General features: G+C 39.4%; 11 protein-coding genes. 7 read left to right on the top strand and 4 right to left on the bottom strand.

The features are described 5' to 3' along the window. Nucleotides 1-907 precede the first annotated feature (907 nt). From C9J41_RS03375 to mnmH, 4 genes are all read left to right on the top strand, one after another. A complete protein-coding gene (locus C9J41_RS03375) occupies nucleotides 908-2,557 on the top strand; it encodes an APC family permease (RefSeq protein WP_107294225.1) in 1,650 nt (549 codons plus the stop codon). A gap of 126 nt (nucleotides 2,558-2,683) precedes the next feature. Next, nucleotides 2,684-3,232, top strand: coding sequence for an NAD(P)H nitroreductase (locus tag C9J41_RS03380; RefSeq protein WP_107287157.1), 549 nt, complete (start codon nucleotides 2,684-2,686; stop codon nucleotides 3,230-3,232). Nucleotides 3,233-3,446: 214 nt separating this feature from the next. Then, nucleotides 3,447-4,481: a selenide, water dikinase SelD gene (selD, locus tag C9J41_RS03385; RefSeq protein ID WP_107206122.1), complete on the top strand. Its 1,035-nt coding sequence runs from the start codon at nucleotides 3,447-3,449 to the stop codon at nucleotides 4,479-4,481. Continuing rightward, a complete protein-coding gene (mnmH, locus tag C9J41_RS03390; RefSeq protein ID WP_107294226.1) occupies nucleotides 4,481-5,572 on the top strand; it encodes a tRNA 2-selenouridine(34) synthase MnmH in 1,092 nt (363 codons plus the stop codon). The genes selD and mnmH overlap by 1 nt, the downstream gene beginning before the upstream one ends. A gap of 68 nt (nucleotides 5,573-5,640) precedes the next feature. Here mnmH and C9J41_RS03395 read toward each other — a convergent pair whose 3' ends face one another. Then, nucleotides 5,641-6,420: a glucosaminidase domain-containing protein gene (locus tag C9J41_RS03395; RefSeq protein WP_107206124.1), complete on the bottom strand. Its 780-nt coding sequence runs from the start codon at nucleotides 6,418-6,420 to the stop codon at nucleotides 5,641-5,643. 166 nt (nucleotides 6,421-6,586) lie between these two features. On the opposite strand from C9J41_RS03395, the gene C9J41_RS03400 reads away from it, so the two are divergent. Next, the gene (locus C9J41_RS03400) at nucleotides 6,587-8,572 is read left to right on the top strand and encodes a DNA topoisomerase III (protein WP_107294227.1); all 1,986 of its coding nucleotides are present in this window, start codon (nucleotides 6,587-6,589) and stop codon (nucleotides 8,570-8,572) included. A gap of 55 nt (nucleotides 8,573-8,627) precedes the next feature. Here the strand turns inward: C9J41_RS03400 and C9J41_RS03405 are convergent, their stop codons facing one another. Beyond that, nucleotides 8,628-10,247: a GGDEF domain-containing protein gene (locus tag C9J41_RS03405; protein WP_107294228.1), complete on the bottom strand. Its 1,620-nt coding sequence runs from the start codon at nucleotides 10,245-10,247 to the stop codon at nucleotides 8,628-8,630. Between the two features lie 268 nt (nucleotides 10,248-10,515). On the opposite strand from C9J41_RS03405, the gene C9J41_RS03410 reads away from it, so the two are divergent. Continuing rightward, complete coding sequence (locus C9J41_RS03410) at nucleotides 10,516-10,791, top strand: hypothetical protein (protein ID WP_107206127.1); 276 nt, start codon at nucleotides 10,516-10,518, stop codon at nucleotides 10,789-10,791. 58 nt (nucleotides 10,792-10,849) lie between these two features. On the opposite strand, the gene C9J41_RS03415 is transcribed toward C9J41_RS03410, so the two are convergent. Both C9J41_RS03415 and C9J41_RS03420 read right to left on the bottom strand, forming a co-directional pair. After that, nucleotides 10,850-12,733 (bottom strand): DUF3413 domain-containing protein, encoded by a 1,884-nt coding sequence (locus C9J41_RS03415; protein WP_107294229.1) that lies wholly within the window; start codon nucleotides 12,731-12,733, stop codon nucleotides 10,850-10,852. A 51-nt stretch (nucleotides 12,734-12,784) separates the two neighbouring features. Continuing rightward, complete coding sequence (locus C9J41_RS03420) at nucleotides 12,785-13,003, bottom strand: YejL family protein (protein ID WP_045083319.1); 219 nt, start codon at nucleotides 13,001-13,003, stop codon at nucleotides 12,785-12,787. Between the two features lie 75 nt (nucleotides 13,004-13,078). On the opposite strand from C9J41_RS03420, the gene yejK reads away from it, so the two are divergent. Beyond that, the gene (yejK, locus tag C9J41_RS03425; RefSeq protein WP_107206129.1) at nucleotides 13,079-14,092 is read left to right on the top strand and encodes a nucleoid-associated protein YejK; all 1,014 of its coding nucleotides are present in this window, start codon (nucleotides 13,079-13,081) and stop codon (nucleotides 14,090-14,092) included. The last annotated feature ends 206 nt before the right edge of the window (nucleotides 14,093-14,298 follow it).

The raw sequence follows: 14,298 nt of genomic DNA on the forward strand, positions 1-14,298 counted from the left end.
ATAAATGCAACCAATTGAACCTAGCAGTTACTTTCTGAACAACCACTTAACAAAAAAATGCAAAACCTTTTCATATTTGAAATAAAAAAAATCGGTTTTAATTAATGAATTTTTTATAAAAACATTAAAATTAATATATTCATTGATTTATGTTTGATTAAGTAAGATATAAAGATTTTAGGGGGCGTCTATTTTACTTAATATAAAACATTGTTTGTTTTAAAATTAAAGATATATATTGAATGAATGATTTGTTTTTATATTGAATAAAAGTAAGGGTGATAAATATACCTATCGTTAATTGATATAAAAAATATTTAGGAATATTCCACTTTTAAAAATGAAACACATCAGTATATTTACGTAAATATGTGGTGTAGATCTTAATAAAGCGTTGTGCAATTAATTTTTTTAACGTGAATGATGAGATTTTGCTTCTATCTTTATGTTTTTAATATGGATATTTTTTAATGTTTCTTGATGAGAATTTGGGGGGGGAACTTTTTCTCATTTTTATAATATTAATAATATGTAGCCTAATAAACATTGAAATAGGGTGTAAAATAAAGTGAAAAAATAAATGTGAAATTTATTTTCCTCGCCAGTAGATTCAATGCTCAGAGAATAAAATAGAAATTTTTAGTTAGTAATGTCGTGTTAGTAAAAGATTGTCGTTATTGACCTACGACTTTATGCAATGCTAAAAAATATAGGAATCGATAAAATATATAAGTAAAAACTTCTGCTTAGTTACCTCTGCTACAGCATTATTAATATGACCACTATAAAACCACTTTTTTATTAATGTTAAATTTGAGAATTTTCACGTTGTATAGCACTGGCTGCTTTAAGTTCTAATAAGAGCAGTTTGTAAAGTCGGTATTAATAACAGGAAGGATAACTATAAATGAATAATAATTTAGAGCTAAAGCCTAAAAGGAAGATGGGCTTAGTATCATTAACCATGACAGGTATTGGCTCGATAATTGGTTCGGGTTGGCTTTTTGGTGCCTATCACGCGGCAAAAATTGCAGGACCTGCTTCACTCGTTTCATGGGTGATAGGCGGTATAGCTGTGTTGGTTGTTGCGTTGACTTATACCGAGGTCGCAACCTTATTCCCTAAATCTGGCGGTCCTGTTCGATTTTTAGAGCTGACTCATGGCTCCATTGTCGGCTACATGGCGGCTTGGGCTACTTGGCTTTCAATTGTGACCGTTATTCCTATTGAAGCTGAAGCTTCGGTACAGTACATGCACTCTTGGCAGTGGGAATGGGCTAAACCTATTACATCAACAATATTTAATGCTCAAACACAAAGTTTGTCGTTCGTTGGGTTACTTATTGCGGCGGGACTCATGCTGATTTACTTTCTGCTTAATTACTGGAGTGTCAGTTTGTTTAGTAAATCTCAGACCAGTATTACGATCTTTAAAATAGCGATCCCAATTTTCAGTGTCGCTTCGATTGTCGCGGCAGGCTTTCATCCGCAAAACTTTACTGCTGTTAATCATTCCTTTGCGCCCTATGGATGGGCTGGATCATTAACGGCCGTAGCAACAGCAGGTATCGTCTTTGCTTATAATGGCTTCCAAAGCCCGATGCACTTTGCTGGAGAATCTAAAAATCCTGGTAAAGATTTACCAAGAGCAATCATTCTGACGCTTATCATCGCTGTATTTTTGTATTTAGGATTACAAGCCGCTTTCATTGGTGGTGTTGAACCATCGGAGCTTGCTGTAAAAGGTTGGAGTTTGGATTTCTCATCACCATTTGCTCAATTAGCGATAGCACTAAACCTTAACCTTGTTGTGATGTTGCTTTATGTTGATGCTTTTGTTTCTCCGTCTGGAACTGGTATTACCTATATGGGGACAACAACGCGGATGCTATTTGCGATGAGTGAGTATGGCCACCTACCAAAATCGTGGTCAAAATTACACCCGAAATATCATATTCCCCGTGCAGCATTGTGGGTGAATTTATTTGTTGGCTTTATTTTCTTATACCTATTCCGAGGCTGGGGACAATTAGCTGGGATTATTTCTGCGGCAACGGTTGTCACCTACATTGTAGGTCCGATGGCGGCGATGTCACTGAGAAAGCTTGCTCCAGATGCTGAACGTCCTGTTCGTTTAAAAGCTTTACAAATCATTGCACCATTAGGTTTTGCTATCTCATCTGAAGTGCTTTATTGGTCTCGTTGGCCGTTGACGGGCAAAGTGATCTTTATCCTACTGCTAGGGTTTGTGATTTATGCTTACTTTCAAAATAAACGCGGTTGGAAAGATATTAAACAACACGTGAAGTCGAGTGCTTGGTTACTCGGTTACTTTGTCACTATGGTTATTCTTTCGTTTATTGGCAGTGATCAATTTGGTGGGATCAATATTATTCCATTTGGTTATGATATGGCAGTTGTTGCTGTAGTCAGTTTATTTTTCTTTTACTGGGGAGTTAATTCAGCTTGGTTAACACCAAAATTAGAGCATGAGTTAGCGCAATTGGAAGTGAAATCTGAGCCAGCAAAAGAGCTATTGGTTAAGCACTTTATCTGATATTGCTGCGATAGCCCTCTATATTTAGACAGGTTATGAATATACTAAAAATAAAGGGTTAGAACCTTAATCTCTTGTAGTGTCCATGATACATTTAAAAAATAACTATTTTCATTTGAGGTTGTCATGGACGCGTTATCACTGTTACTCAATCGTCGCTCTATTCCTAAACTTGTTGAACCTGCACCTGAAGGGGAAGCATTGGATAATATCTTTCGTGCGGGTCTGCGTGCCCCCGATCACGGTGGTTTAATGCCATGGCGTTTTATTGTTTCTCAAGGTGATGGATTACAACGTCTTGCTGATATTTTAGTTGCAGCGGCTAAAGCTGATGATCTCGAAGAATTTGTAATTGAAAAAGCATCTAAGGCTCCATTTCGTGCGCCAATGGTCATTACGGTTGTCAGTAAGGTAACAGAAGGGCATAAAGTCCCTGTGATTGAGCAACATTTATCAGCAGGTTGTGCGGTACAAGCGATGCAGATGGCGGCGGTAGCACAAGGTTTTTCTGGATTTTGGCGCACGGGTTCTTGGGCTTATCATCCCGTTGTACGTGAAGCATTAGGCGTACAAGGTGAAGATATGATCGTGGGCTTTTTATATTTAGGTTCGGCGAATTGTCGTGAAGCTAAACTGCATGAGCGTGACTTAAACCAGTTCGTTGAATATCTTTAACGCTAAAGCATTTCAAAACTATATTTTAAAGAGGTGATACCTATTCGGTGAACAATACCGTGAGGGGGGTCACCTTTTTTAGCTCAGATTGATTATTTTTAACGCTATTTTTGATTTATATCAATGGAAAAATAGCATGATATTCGCTCTAAAGATGACAGGTGTTAGGGGCAGGAGTAGAATCCCTGACTCTTTCCCTTTTTTGGAGCGTGTCATGGAAAATGTTCGCCTAACTCAATACAGTCACGGTGCCGGATGTGGTTGTAAAATTTCTCCCCAAGTTCTCGACACCATTTTACGCACCCAGTTAGCCCCATTCTCAGATCCTAACCTTTTGGTGGGTAATGAAAGTAAAGATGATGCTGCCGTTTATGATTTAGGTAATGGTACAGCAGTGATAAGTACTACCGACTTCTTCATGCCAATCGTTGACGACCCATTTGATTTCGGTCGTATTGCCGCAACGAATGCGATCAGTGATGTGTACGCGATGGGTGGTAAACCTATTATGGCGATTGCTATTTTAGGTTGGCCTGTCAATATCTTAGCCCCTGAAATTGCGCAACAAGTCATTGAAGGCGGTCGCTCTGTATGTCGTGAAGCAGGGATCTCACTTGCTGGCGGCCACTCTATTGATGCCCCTGAGCCAATTTTTGGTCTTGCTGTTACAGGTATTGTTGATACTGCTCGTGTGAAGCGTAATGACAGTGCTGAAGCAGGCTGTAAGCTGTATATCACTAAGCCATTGGGTATTGGTGTATTAACAACAGCAGAAAAGAAATCTAAGTTGGCTGATGAGCACCAAGGATTAGCACGCGATTGGATGTGCAAATTAAATAAACCGGGCGCAGATTTTGCTGACGTTGCGGGTGTTAAAGCCCTAACGGATGTCACAGGTTTTGGCTTAATGGGTCACTTAACAGAGATCTGTGAAGGGAGCAATTTAAAAGCAAAGCTGTGGTTTGATAAAGTGCCCACATTGCCTGGTGTGTATGAGTACATTGAGCAAGGTTGTGTACCTGGTGGTACTGAGCGTAACTTTATGAGTTATGGCGATAAACTTGGTGAAATGACCGATCAGCAAAAAGCAGTATTATGCGATCCACAAACATCAGGTGGCTTATTATTAGCAGCAACACCTGATTGTGAAGCTGAATTAATTGAAATTGCGAAAAAGTACGACATTTTGCTGGAAGCGATTGGTGAGTTAGAGCCGATGGATGGCGATACCTTAATCGAGGTTTGCTAATGCAACGTCCCAATTGCGAAGATTTTCGCAGTCTGTTTGTTAATGATACACCGTTAATGGATATGCGTGCGCCGGTTGAGTTTACTCAAGGCGCATTTCCTACTTCTGTTAGTCGTCCTTTGATGACGGATGATGAACGTGCAGCAGTAGGTACATGTTATAAAAATCAAGGCCAACAAGCAGCGATTAAACTGGGTCATGAATTAGTCCATGGCGAAGTAAAAGCAGCACGTGTTGCCCAGTGGAAAGCGTTTTGTGAAGCGAATCCTAGCGGGTATTTATATTGTTTTCGTGGTGGATTACGTTCACAAATCACCCAACAGTGGCTTAAAGAAGCGGGGATTGATTTTCCTTTTATTACTGGTGGTTATAAAGCGCTTCGCCGTTTTTTAATCGATACCATTGATGATATCGCACAAAAGCCTACTGTGATTGTGGCGGGTAATACGGGGAATGGTAAAACCATTATGGTCAATGAGCTTACGAATGGTATTGATCTTGAAGGTGCAGCCCATCACCGTGGTTCATCATTTGGTCGGTTTGTTACCCCACAGCGTACGCAAATCGCTTTTGAAAACGATTTAGCGGTACAAATGCTAAAAAAACACGATCGTGGTGTGACACAGTTTATCTATGAAGATGAAAGTAAGAGTATTGGCTGCGTGATGGTGCCATTATCGCTTCAAGCTGCGATGAAACAAGCATCCATCGCCGTTATTGAAGATCCAATAGATGTGCGTTTAGGCCGTTTATTGGATGACTATGTGATCACGATGCAACGTGATTATGTAGCCCATTACGGTGAAGAGCAAGGCTGGAGCTTGTTTGAAGAATACCTTGAAAAAGGCATGTTTAATATTCGTAAGCGTTTAGGTCTAGAGCGTTATCAAGAAATACTCGATGCGCAGAAACATGCGATTAACGTGATGCAATCAACGGGATCTGTGTCAGATCATGATGGCTGGTTAGTGCCTTTACTTGAACAATATTATGATCCAATGTACACCTATCAGTTAAGTAAAAAGGCAGAACGTATTGTTTTTCGTGGTGATTATCAAACAGTAAAAGCGTGGTTTGAAGCGCAATCATAATGTGATTGAGAACATGAAATAGAAGCTGATCAGTTAATGCCATCATTAACGATCAGCTTTTTTAATATCTATGAAGAAGACGTGGTTGGAATAAGATCTTTATTTGAGTTTATTAGGTCTAATAAGCGTTGGATGTATTGATGCCCAATTTGCGAATATTCGAGTAAGCCATGAACTAATGCTTGTGCGGTGATCGGTTTATTATCCTGTTGCAGTTTTGCACGAATATTACGCAGTTCACTATAAGCATCATTAGTATTGATGTTATTAAAATAAGATTCTACTGCTGCATGGATAGAAGGAAAACTTTTCACTTCATGATAATGTTCAAGATCAATATCTAATGGCGGAATACCGCACCCTTCGGTAAAGCACCATTCGCCAAAATAACTATTTCCTTTTTCAGCAAAGCGTGATGTTCCCCATGATGATTCTAATGCGGCCTGTGCGAGGACTAATTGTGTAGGTATAACATTAACGCGCTTTAATAATTCTGTTAGCCATTGCTGGGTAATTGTTTTTTTTGGTAATGGCAGATCATATTGCTGACTAAGTGTTGTAATTAAGTCGTTATCTAAATCTATCTTGGCTGGATCTTTACTCAGGAGTTCTAGTTGTTGACGATCTTCTAAGATCTGGTGATTAGTTTCTTCAACAAACGGATATAGATAGTCAAAGAAGGCTTTCTTTTTTTCGTCAATGTTGAGGAAGGCACCAAAGTTTGGTTTATCGGGATGGCTGAAATCATTATGTTCAATAAAATCATGCAATGAGTCTCTTCCAACCCAGAGCAAGCCAAGTAGCAATACAACAGCGAATACGGGGGTCAATGTTTTTAAATTAAGCATTTATCTCTCTTATGAATCGACTGTTCAGTATTGATTAAGACGCATTTTATCACATCTAAGAAACAAAATTAGGCGTTGCCAACTGGTTTTATATCCAGTATTTCTTGCTGCACTGCGCTGTTTTAGGTACAGTTTCAGCATTATTCACTGTCATATAAAGATTTTGATGAGCCGTTTATATATTGCAGAAAAACCAAGTTTAGGTCGGGCGATTGCCGCAGTGCTTCCTCGACCTCATAAAAATAATAATGGTTATATCGAAGTCGGTAATGGCGATATTGTTACGTGGTGTATTGGACATCTACTTGAACAAGTCGAGCCTGATGCTTATAACGAGCGCTATAAAAAGTGGAATTTAAATGATTTACCCATCATTCCTGAAAAATGGCAGCTTATTCCACGTAAAGCGGCGAAACAGCAATTAGCGGTAATTAAAAAGTTAGCTAAATCGGCTTCAGAAATTGTCCATGCTGGCGATCCTGATCGTGAAGGGCAATTGCTGGTGGATGAGGTGATAGATTACGCTAAATTACCAGCAACAAAGAAAAAGACCGCATTACGGTTACTTATTTCTGATCTTAACCCAGCCGCAGTTAAAAAAGCGTTATCTTCTATGCGCAGTAATCATGATTTTGTACCATTGTCGGTATCAGCCTTAGCTCGCTCTAGGGCTGATTGGCTTTATGGTATGAACATGACTCGAGCTTATACTTTACTTGGGCAAAAAGGGGGGTATCGGGGGGTATTGTCTGTTGGGCGAGTACAAACACCGATTTTAGGTTTAGTGGTGCGTCGTGATGATGAGATCGCTAATTTTATTCCTAAGCCTTTTTATGATGTGTTTGCACTTATTCCTTATGCAGAGCAAGAGATTCAGGCGCGATGGCTACCAAGTAAAGCTTGCGAGCCTTATCAAGATGAAGAGGGAAGAATACTCAGTCGGCAGCTTTGTGAAAATGTGGTGAGTCGTATAAAAGGACAAGCCGCGGAAGTCACAGAATCTGAGCGTAAAGAAACCAAGCAAGCGGCGCCTTTACCTTACTCTTTATCAGCATTACAAATTGATGCTGCTAAACGCTATGGTATGAGTGCGGCAGATGTTTTAAGTATCTGTCAGTCGTTATATGAAAAGCATAAAGTGATCACTTACCCACGTTCTGATAGTCGCTATTTACCTAACGATCATTTCAAGCAAGCTGGTGAGGTTTGCGGTGCTATTGCCAATACAGACAATAGCCTATCGAATGCGGTTTCTGGCGCAAATACAGCATTAAAGTCCAAAGCATGGAATGATAAAAAAGTGGATGCTCACCATGCGATTATCCCTACGCCAAAAGCGGTGAACCCACAAAGCTTAAGCTCAAGTGAAGCGAAGATCTATCAGCTAGTAGCAAGACAATATTTGATGCAATTTTACCCAGCAGCGATTTATGCGGAAGCGAAGTTAGTCTTTACTATCGCTAACGGGCATTTTGTAGCAAAAGGACGTCAACTAATGGATGCGGGCTGGCGGGTATTATTAGGGCGAGATGATAAAGGTGATGATAACGATCTGGCTGATAAAGTGCCGCCGTTGACAAAAGGTACGGTATTAACTTGTCGAGATGGTGTAATAAAAGACAAAATGACTGAGCCACCCAAAGCGTTTACGGAAGCGACCTTATTGCAAGCAATGACGGGGATTGCTCGCTTTGTTTCTGATCCATCGTTAAAGAAAATTTTACGTGATACCGATGGTTTAGGTACTGAAGCGACACGTGCTGGGATTTTAGAAATTTTATTTAAGCGTCAGCTATTACATCGACAAGGTAAAACCATTCATGCAACCGAGGCTGGGAGAGGCTTGATTTATGCCTTGCCGAATGAAGCAACCTATCCTGATATGACAGCGCATTGGGAACATCAACTACAGGATATGGCAGATAAAAAATATGCTTATCAACCATTTATGGGCGCACTAGAGGTACAGATAACAGCCCTGATGGAAAAAGTAAAAGTCTCCGATATTCCACAAAGCTTACGCGATCTAAAGTCACCCGAATGGAGTAAGGGGGGAGCGAAGCGTCGATACTCAAAGAAAACGACAAGTGCAAAATCTTCATCTAATACTGCAGGTAAAACAACGCGAAAACGAAAACCAAAAGAAAAATAGAAGATACAGAGTACACAAAGTGGTTACGTTATTAAGTCGCCACTTTGTATTGAAACTAGAGTAAGAGTCTGTAACAGTTTCGCCCTTCATCTTTTGCGCGGTACAAGGCCTTATCAGCAGTATTAAATAGCATTTTATAACTACTGCCTTGAGTCGGTACCATAGAGCTCACACCAATACTGAGGGTGACTATCGGATTTTTTTTCGTTTCTGACTCTTCGTTCTGCGGGAAAGGCAATGCCATTTCATTCATTGTGGTTAAGATCTTTTTCGCAGAAAAAACAGCGGCTTTACTGTCTTGACCTGGAAGTAATAAAACAAACTCTTCACCACCGAAACGAGCAAATAACGCCCCTGCACGTCTTTCAATATCAGCTAGCCCGTGAGCTATTTTCTTTAAGCAGAGGTCACCCGCGTCATGGCCTAAATGATCGTTATATTGCTTGAAGTGGTCAATATCCATGATTAATAAAGAAATAGGCAACTGATGTCTTTCAGCTCGACGCCATTCATCTGCAATCGACTTATCAAATACGCGACGATTAGCGATATTGGTTAATGGATCAAGACGAGAAATTTTTTCCAGCATCTTATTAACGTTATTAAGCTCTTCAGTACGGGTAAGTACGCGCTTTTCGAGATCTCTATTGAGCCGTTTGAGACGATCTTCAGCCTGATGACGAACGAGATGCTGCGAAATGATAAATCCGTATTGTTTTAATAACTGGTGGTGATAAGTACGGAAAGGGCGACCTGTTAACAGATTATCGCAAGCAATCCAACCTATTGGGGTATCTTCATCCCATAAGGCAATATAGGCACTCCAGCCAAAGCCAACCTGCTTTAAATCGTGATAAAGCGGGGTGTTTTCTTGAACCGCGAGGTATTCTTTTTCTTCAAGTGTTCGTGCGGCGTACCATTGTTCTGGGATCACTGACTCAAAATAATATTCATCAATAGTATTGCCAGCAATATCAGTACCATAGGTACCATGCATGCGGTATTCTTTATCAAATAGAAAGACTGCCATACGATCGATTTCGAGTTGTTTTTTTCCTTCATCAACGGCAATAAAGAGCATTTCTTTGATTGATTTTGTTCGCCATAGCATGAAAGAAATACTATGCATAGCTTGGAGTTGCTCAAGTAGTAGATCTTGTTCGTATTGGCTGTTTCTTAATTCTTGATCTACATGTCGGCGAGAGCTATTTTCTGTTTTAATTGTTGGCGATAAAAGGTTGGCATCAATTTCAGTGGCAAGGAGTGTACACAATTGACTAAATGCCCCAATATCTACTTTCACGGTATGAGGAAAATCTATAATTAGCCAGCCGATACGTTGTTCACGACGTTGTAGTGGCAGCCACACTCGATGAAAACCAGAATTAGAAGTAGTGAAAGGTTGTGTGCTGTTTTGCCCTAAAAGTGATTGGTAAATATCGGCATGTGTTTCTTCTGAAATGACAACAGGTGGAAAACTATACTGGATACCGGCTTCATTCTGCTGCACGAGAGACTGCCAATGTCCTTTATAAGCCACAACAAGCTGGCAATGATGGACGTTAAAAAACTCCATAAGATTACGGCAAGTTAGTTCACATATGGTACGTAAGCTATGCGCATTCCCCCATTGCTTTGTAATGTTTTGATAAAAAAGATCAACGTGCTTCTTCATTAAAGGATATATTCCAATTGAGCCTAATTCATTTTTAATATTTATAACAGTTTATATTTTAACGATTCATTGATAAATAGGCGCGATATAACCCACAAAATTGTACTGTTATTGAAATTAAGCGTTAAAAATGCGATCAGATCGAGGCTTAAACTGTCTTTTTATTTAGACATGAAAAAGTGATTTTCACCACTATACTTATGTGAAATGCAATTATATTTATAGTGAATAATTGTGAAGTGTAAACAATATTAGGTGAGTGTTAATAATGAAGTCTTACCCACTTTTCTTTTATGTTTGTTTATATTTTATATTAACGGGATGCACGACAAGTCGTCATCAACAGCTTTCTGAGTTAGGTTTTACACGCCCTTATCTTGATGGTTATCAAGATGGGTGTCACAGCAGAAAGCTTGATGAAATGATGCATAGAGAGGGGTTTAGACGTGATCCTGAACGAATGGCAAAGCAAGGTAAGTATTTTAATGGTTGGCAAGATGGATTTAACCATTGTTATAGTGATGCAAGGGATGATTACCACTGATAAATAAAAAGCAGCGATTAATTAACGCTGCTTCTTATTTTTAGTTTACGATAAATAATTACTTGTCATTATCTTGATTACGGTTCGGTTCATAGAAACGTTTTAATTCATTCATGACCTGCATTAGTGTTGAAAGCTTTGGTTTGCCTTCGTCTTCTAATTGGTAATTTTTATCGTAGACATTGTAATTACCATATTTATCAACCACGGTTGTTTGTTTATTTTGAACAACGACAATATCAGAATCATCTCCAGCTAATAACCAACGACGAGTATTATTGTTATCAAATAAACTCACACCTGAACTGTAATTTGAGCTCGCTGAAGCGACATTAAGTAATGATTCCATCAGTGTCGGTACCAGATCTAAATTACTGGTTAAGCGTGTCACTTCTTGCGCAGAATGATCTGGCCAGTGAATGATCAGCGGTACTTTTATTTGGTATTGGCTGTAGTTACTGCCAGAGCCCCAAGTGTTGTTACCTGTCTCATTAAATTCAGTGCCGTGGTTAGAGGCAATCACCACGATGGTATTTGCCATATCACCTTTTGCTTCTAACTGAGCAAACACACGTCCAAGCATTTCATCAATATGATACGCCGCATTACGGTAACTATTTTTGAGCAGCAATGTGGAATCGACCCCTTTTTCATTAATGGCATTGCTGCCTAATGACGGAGTGAAGCGAGGTTTATAATGTTCACCTTCTTTAAACTGTTGAACAGAGGTCAATTCAAGGAAGCTAAACCATGGTTGATTTTGTTTTTGTTTATTTAACCAATGATCCCAATCTTTTATTGCATGAGAATCACTTTCAATGTCATGAGAGTGTCGTGAATCTGTTACTGCCAGTTTAGTATTGGCAAAAATAGCTTCACGATAAATCGGTAAATCAAAATTCTCGCCACTGAATAAACCAAAATGATAACCGCGTTCTTGAAGAGTATTGAGTAATACCGGTGATTTTTTCTCAGCGCGAATACTATTGATATAGCCACTTGGTAAGCCATATAGCAGGCCAAATACGCCAGTCGAATTGCTATTACTTGAACTGTAGTTATTGGTGAAATTCAGATTGTTTTGAGCAAATGCCGTTAAGTTAGGCATAACCGTTGATGTCAACATATCACTGCGTAGACTATCAACCATAATGATCAGCAGATTTTGGTCTGTGCCTTGATCATTAAAACTTAACTTACTGATCGGATAGCGAACAAATTCACTGTTTTGCACGCCTTGCTCTGCACGACGTTTAGCATATTCTTGTCGATCTAATAAACCATGCTTTTCCATGAAGGTTTTTGCCGTCATCGGATAAGAAAATGGGAAATTAGAACGTTGCATCGTAACGGGACGGTATAAGTTTGCATCCGCCCAGATGTAAATGAGATGGCTACCTAGAAAGCAAACCCCAAAAACAAGTGCGATAGGGCCGCCAACATGTTTACGGGTTAGCTTTCTAAGTTTGCGCCATACCCACTCTGAGCACATTAGCTCAAAGAGGAATATGACTGGAACAACGACAAATAGATATTGCCAGCTGGCATTTAATTCTGTCTTATCGCCACTTAACAATAAATCCCATACTAAAGGGCTTAAATGTAAATCTACGGTTTGATAAGCATAGGTATCAAGCAATAGGGCGGTTAAACCAACGGTGCTGATTAATACCCCAAATAAACGCATTAAACGTTGCGAGGGGATCAAAAAGCTAGCTGGAAATATAATGAGAATATAAATGCCAAAAACAAGAAAACCGAAATGACCAACCCAACTTAATAAAAGGTAAAGTTGCCCGATCAGCGTTGCTGGCCAGTCTGAATGTGTAATATATCGCGTGCCCAATAGCATGGCTGCGATGATATTAAAGAAACTGAACCAATGTCCCCAGCTAATCAGCTGTGAGACTTTCTCTTTGTAGGTATTTCCGCTGGCGACCATAAATGTCAATTCTTCTCAGTCTTCAATGCAAGTTTAATATGACTATTAAACTTAGTCTTTTTTAATTGAGGTCTGCAGAGCTTTAGCAAATTTTTCTGCAATCACTGCGCGTTGAGCAGCCGGCACATTCGCGTTAATAATATTGGTTGCAATATCACCAACAACCATCAGTGCTAATTCTGGTGATGTTTTATGTTTTTCAAGTACATCGAACATGTCATCAATGATTTGTTCAACTTGTTTAGTGCTGTATTTTGAAGTAATTGGCATAAGAAATCTTGTTTAATGTTTACATAAGCGACTTATGATAACCTAGAGTTCACTTTTCTTGAAAACCTTTTCATTATGAGCCTAACACTTTCTAATGTCATTCTTCATCAATTGACAAAAAACGACCAAGATGAACTAGAAATACATCTAAGAAATCAGACTCTTGAGAACGACGCATCGACTGAAGATCTCGTGGCTGAACTCCATCGAATTTACAGCAGTAAGGGGGCGAAAGGTTTTGCACTTTTTGCTCAAGACAGTGAGTTTTCTCATTGGCTGAAGCAATTCCGTCAAGGCGAATTAGATTTCTTAACGTTTTCAGATATGGCGGTTAAGCGTTTACAAACAGAATTGGCTAAATATCCTTTTGCTGAAGCAGGTACGGTTGTGATGGCGGAATACCAGTCATTAGCAACAGATTACCTGTTTATTGGTATGTTACCGACCTGTCACAGTATGAAAGTAACTGAGCAATTAAGTATTAGTGCGACTGACTACCTTGATATTGCCAAAATGGATATTGTTGCGCGTATTGATCTGTCTTCATGGGAAACCGACCCTGAATCTAAGCGTTACTTAACGTTCGCGAAAGGGCGTGTGGGGCGAAAAATTGCAGACTTTTTCTTAGACTTTATGCAAGCAGATGTTGGTTTAGATGTGAAAGAGCAAAACCAAGTGCTGATGCAAGCTGTGGAAGATTTCTGTGCTGATTCACGTTTAGATAAAGAAGAAAAACAGCAATACCGTAAGCAGGTTTATGATTACTGTAATAGCCAACTGCAAGCGGGTGATGAAGTCGCGGTAAAAGAACTTGCAGGTGAATTACCGACCTCAGACGACGGTACAAACTTTTATGAATTCACGTCAAAGCAAGGTTATGAGTTAGAAGAAAGCTTTCCTGCCGATCGCACAGCAATGCGTAAACTTACGAAATTTGTTGGCTCTGGCGGTGGTATGACGCTTAATTTCGACAGTATGTTGTTGGGTGAGCGTATTTTCTATGATCCAGAAACAGATACGTTAACCATTAAAGGCACACCGCCGAATTTAAAAGATCAGCTATTACGTCGTTTAAACTCGGATAATTAATCTTTATAAGCGATATCGGCCATACCATTCTCTTTTTCGTTGAAAGTATGGCCGATGTTGAACATGTTACTCTGTTCTCTATTTACTTATCGTAATACTCAAAAACACGTCTTAATCTCTTCTCACGTTTGATTATTTTCTTTAGCCTCAGCATGGTATTGAAGCGTCAAAATTATGGCGTTTTGTTTTTATATAACTCGTTCTAT

The sequence above is a fragment of the Photobacterium sp. GB-50 genome, assembly GCF_003026755.1.
Lineage (GTDB): Bacteria > Pseudomonadota > Gammaproteobacteria > Enterobacterales > Vibrionaceae > Photobacterium.

Coding starts and splice junctions, on each gene's coding strand:
- C9J41_RS03375 (WP_107294225.1), top strand. CDS start 908: ATGAATAATAATTTAGAGCTAAAGCCTAAAAGGAAGATGGGCTTAGTA.
- C9J41_RS03380 (WP_107287157.1), top strand. CDS start 2,684: ATGGACGCGTTATCACTGTTACTCAATCGTCGCTCTATTCCTAAACTT.
- selD (WP_107206122.1), top strand. CDS start 3,447: ATGGAAAATGTTCGCCTAACTCAATACAGTCACGGTGCCGGATGTGGT.
- mnmH (WP_107294226.1), top strand. CDS start 4,481: ATGCAACGTCCCAATTGCGAAGATTTTCGCAGTCTGTTTGTTAATGAT.
- C9J41_RS03395 (WP_107206124.1), bottom strand. CDS start 6,420: ATGCTTAATTTAAAAACATTGACCCCCGTATTCGCTGTTGTATTGCTA.
- C9J41_RS03400 (WP_107294227.1), top strand. CDS start 6,587: ATGAGCCGTTTATATATTGCAGAAAAACCAAGTTTAGGTCGGGCGATT.
- C9J41_RS03405 (WP_107294228.1), bottom strand. CDS start 10,247: ATGAAGAAGCACGTTGATCTTTTTTATCAAAACATTACAAAGCAATGG.
- C9J41_RS03410 (WP_107206127.1), top strand. CDS start 10,516: ATGAAGTCTTACCCACTTTTCTTTTATGTTTGTTTATATTTTATATTA.
- C9J41_RS03415 (WP_107294229.1), bottom strand. CDS start 12,733: ATGGTCGCCAGCGGAAATACCTACAAAGAGAAAGTCTCACAGCTGATT.
- C9J41_RS03420 (WP_045083319.1), bottom strand. CDS start 13,003: ATGCCAATTACTTCAAAATACAGCACTAAACAAGTTGAACAAATCATT.
- yejK (WP_107206129.1), top strand. CDS start 13,079: ATGAGCCTAACACTTTCTAATGTCATTCTTCATCAATTGACAAAAAAC.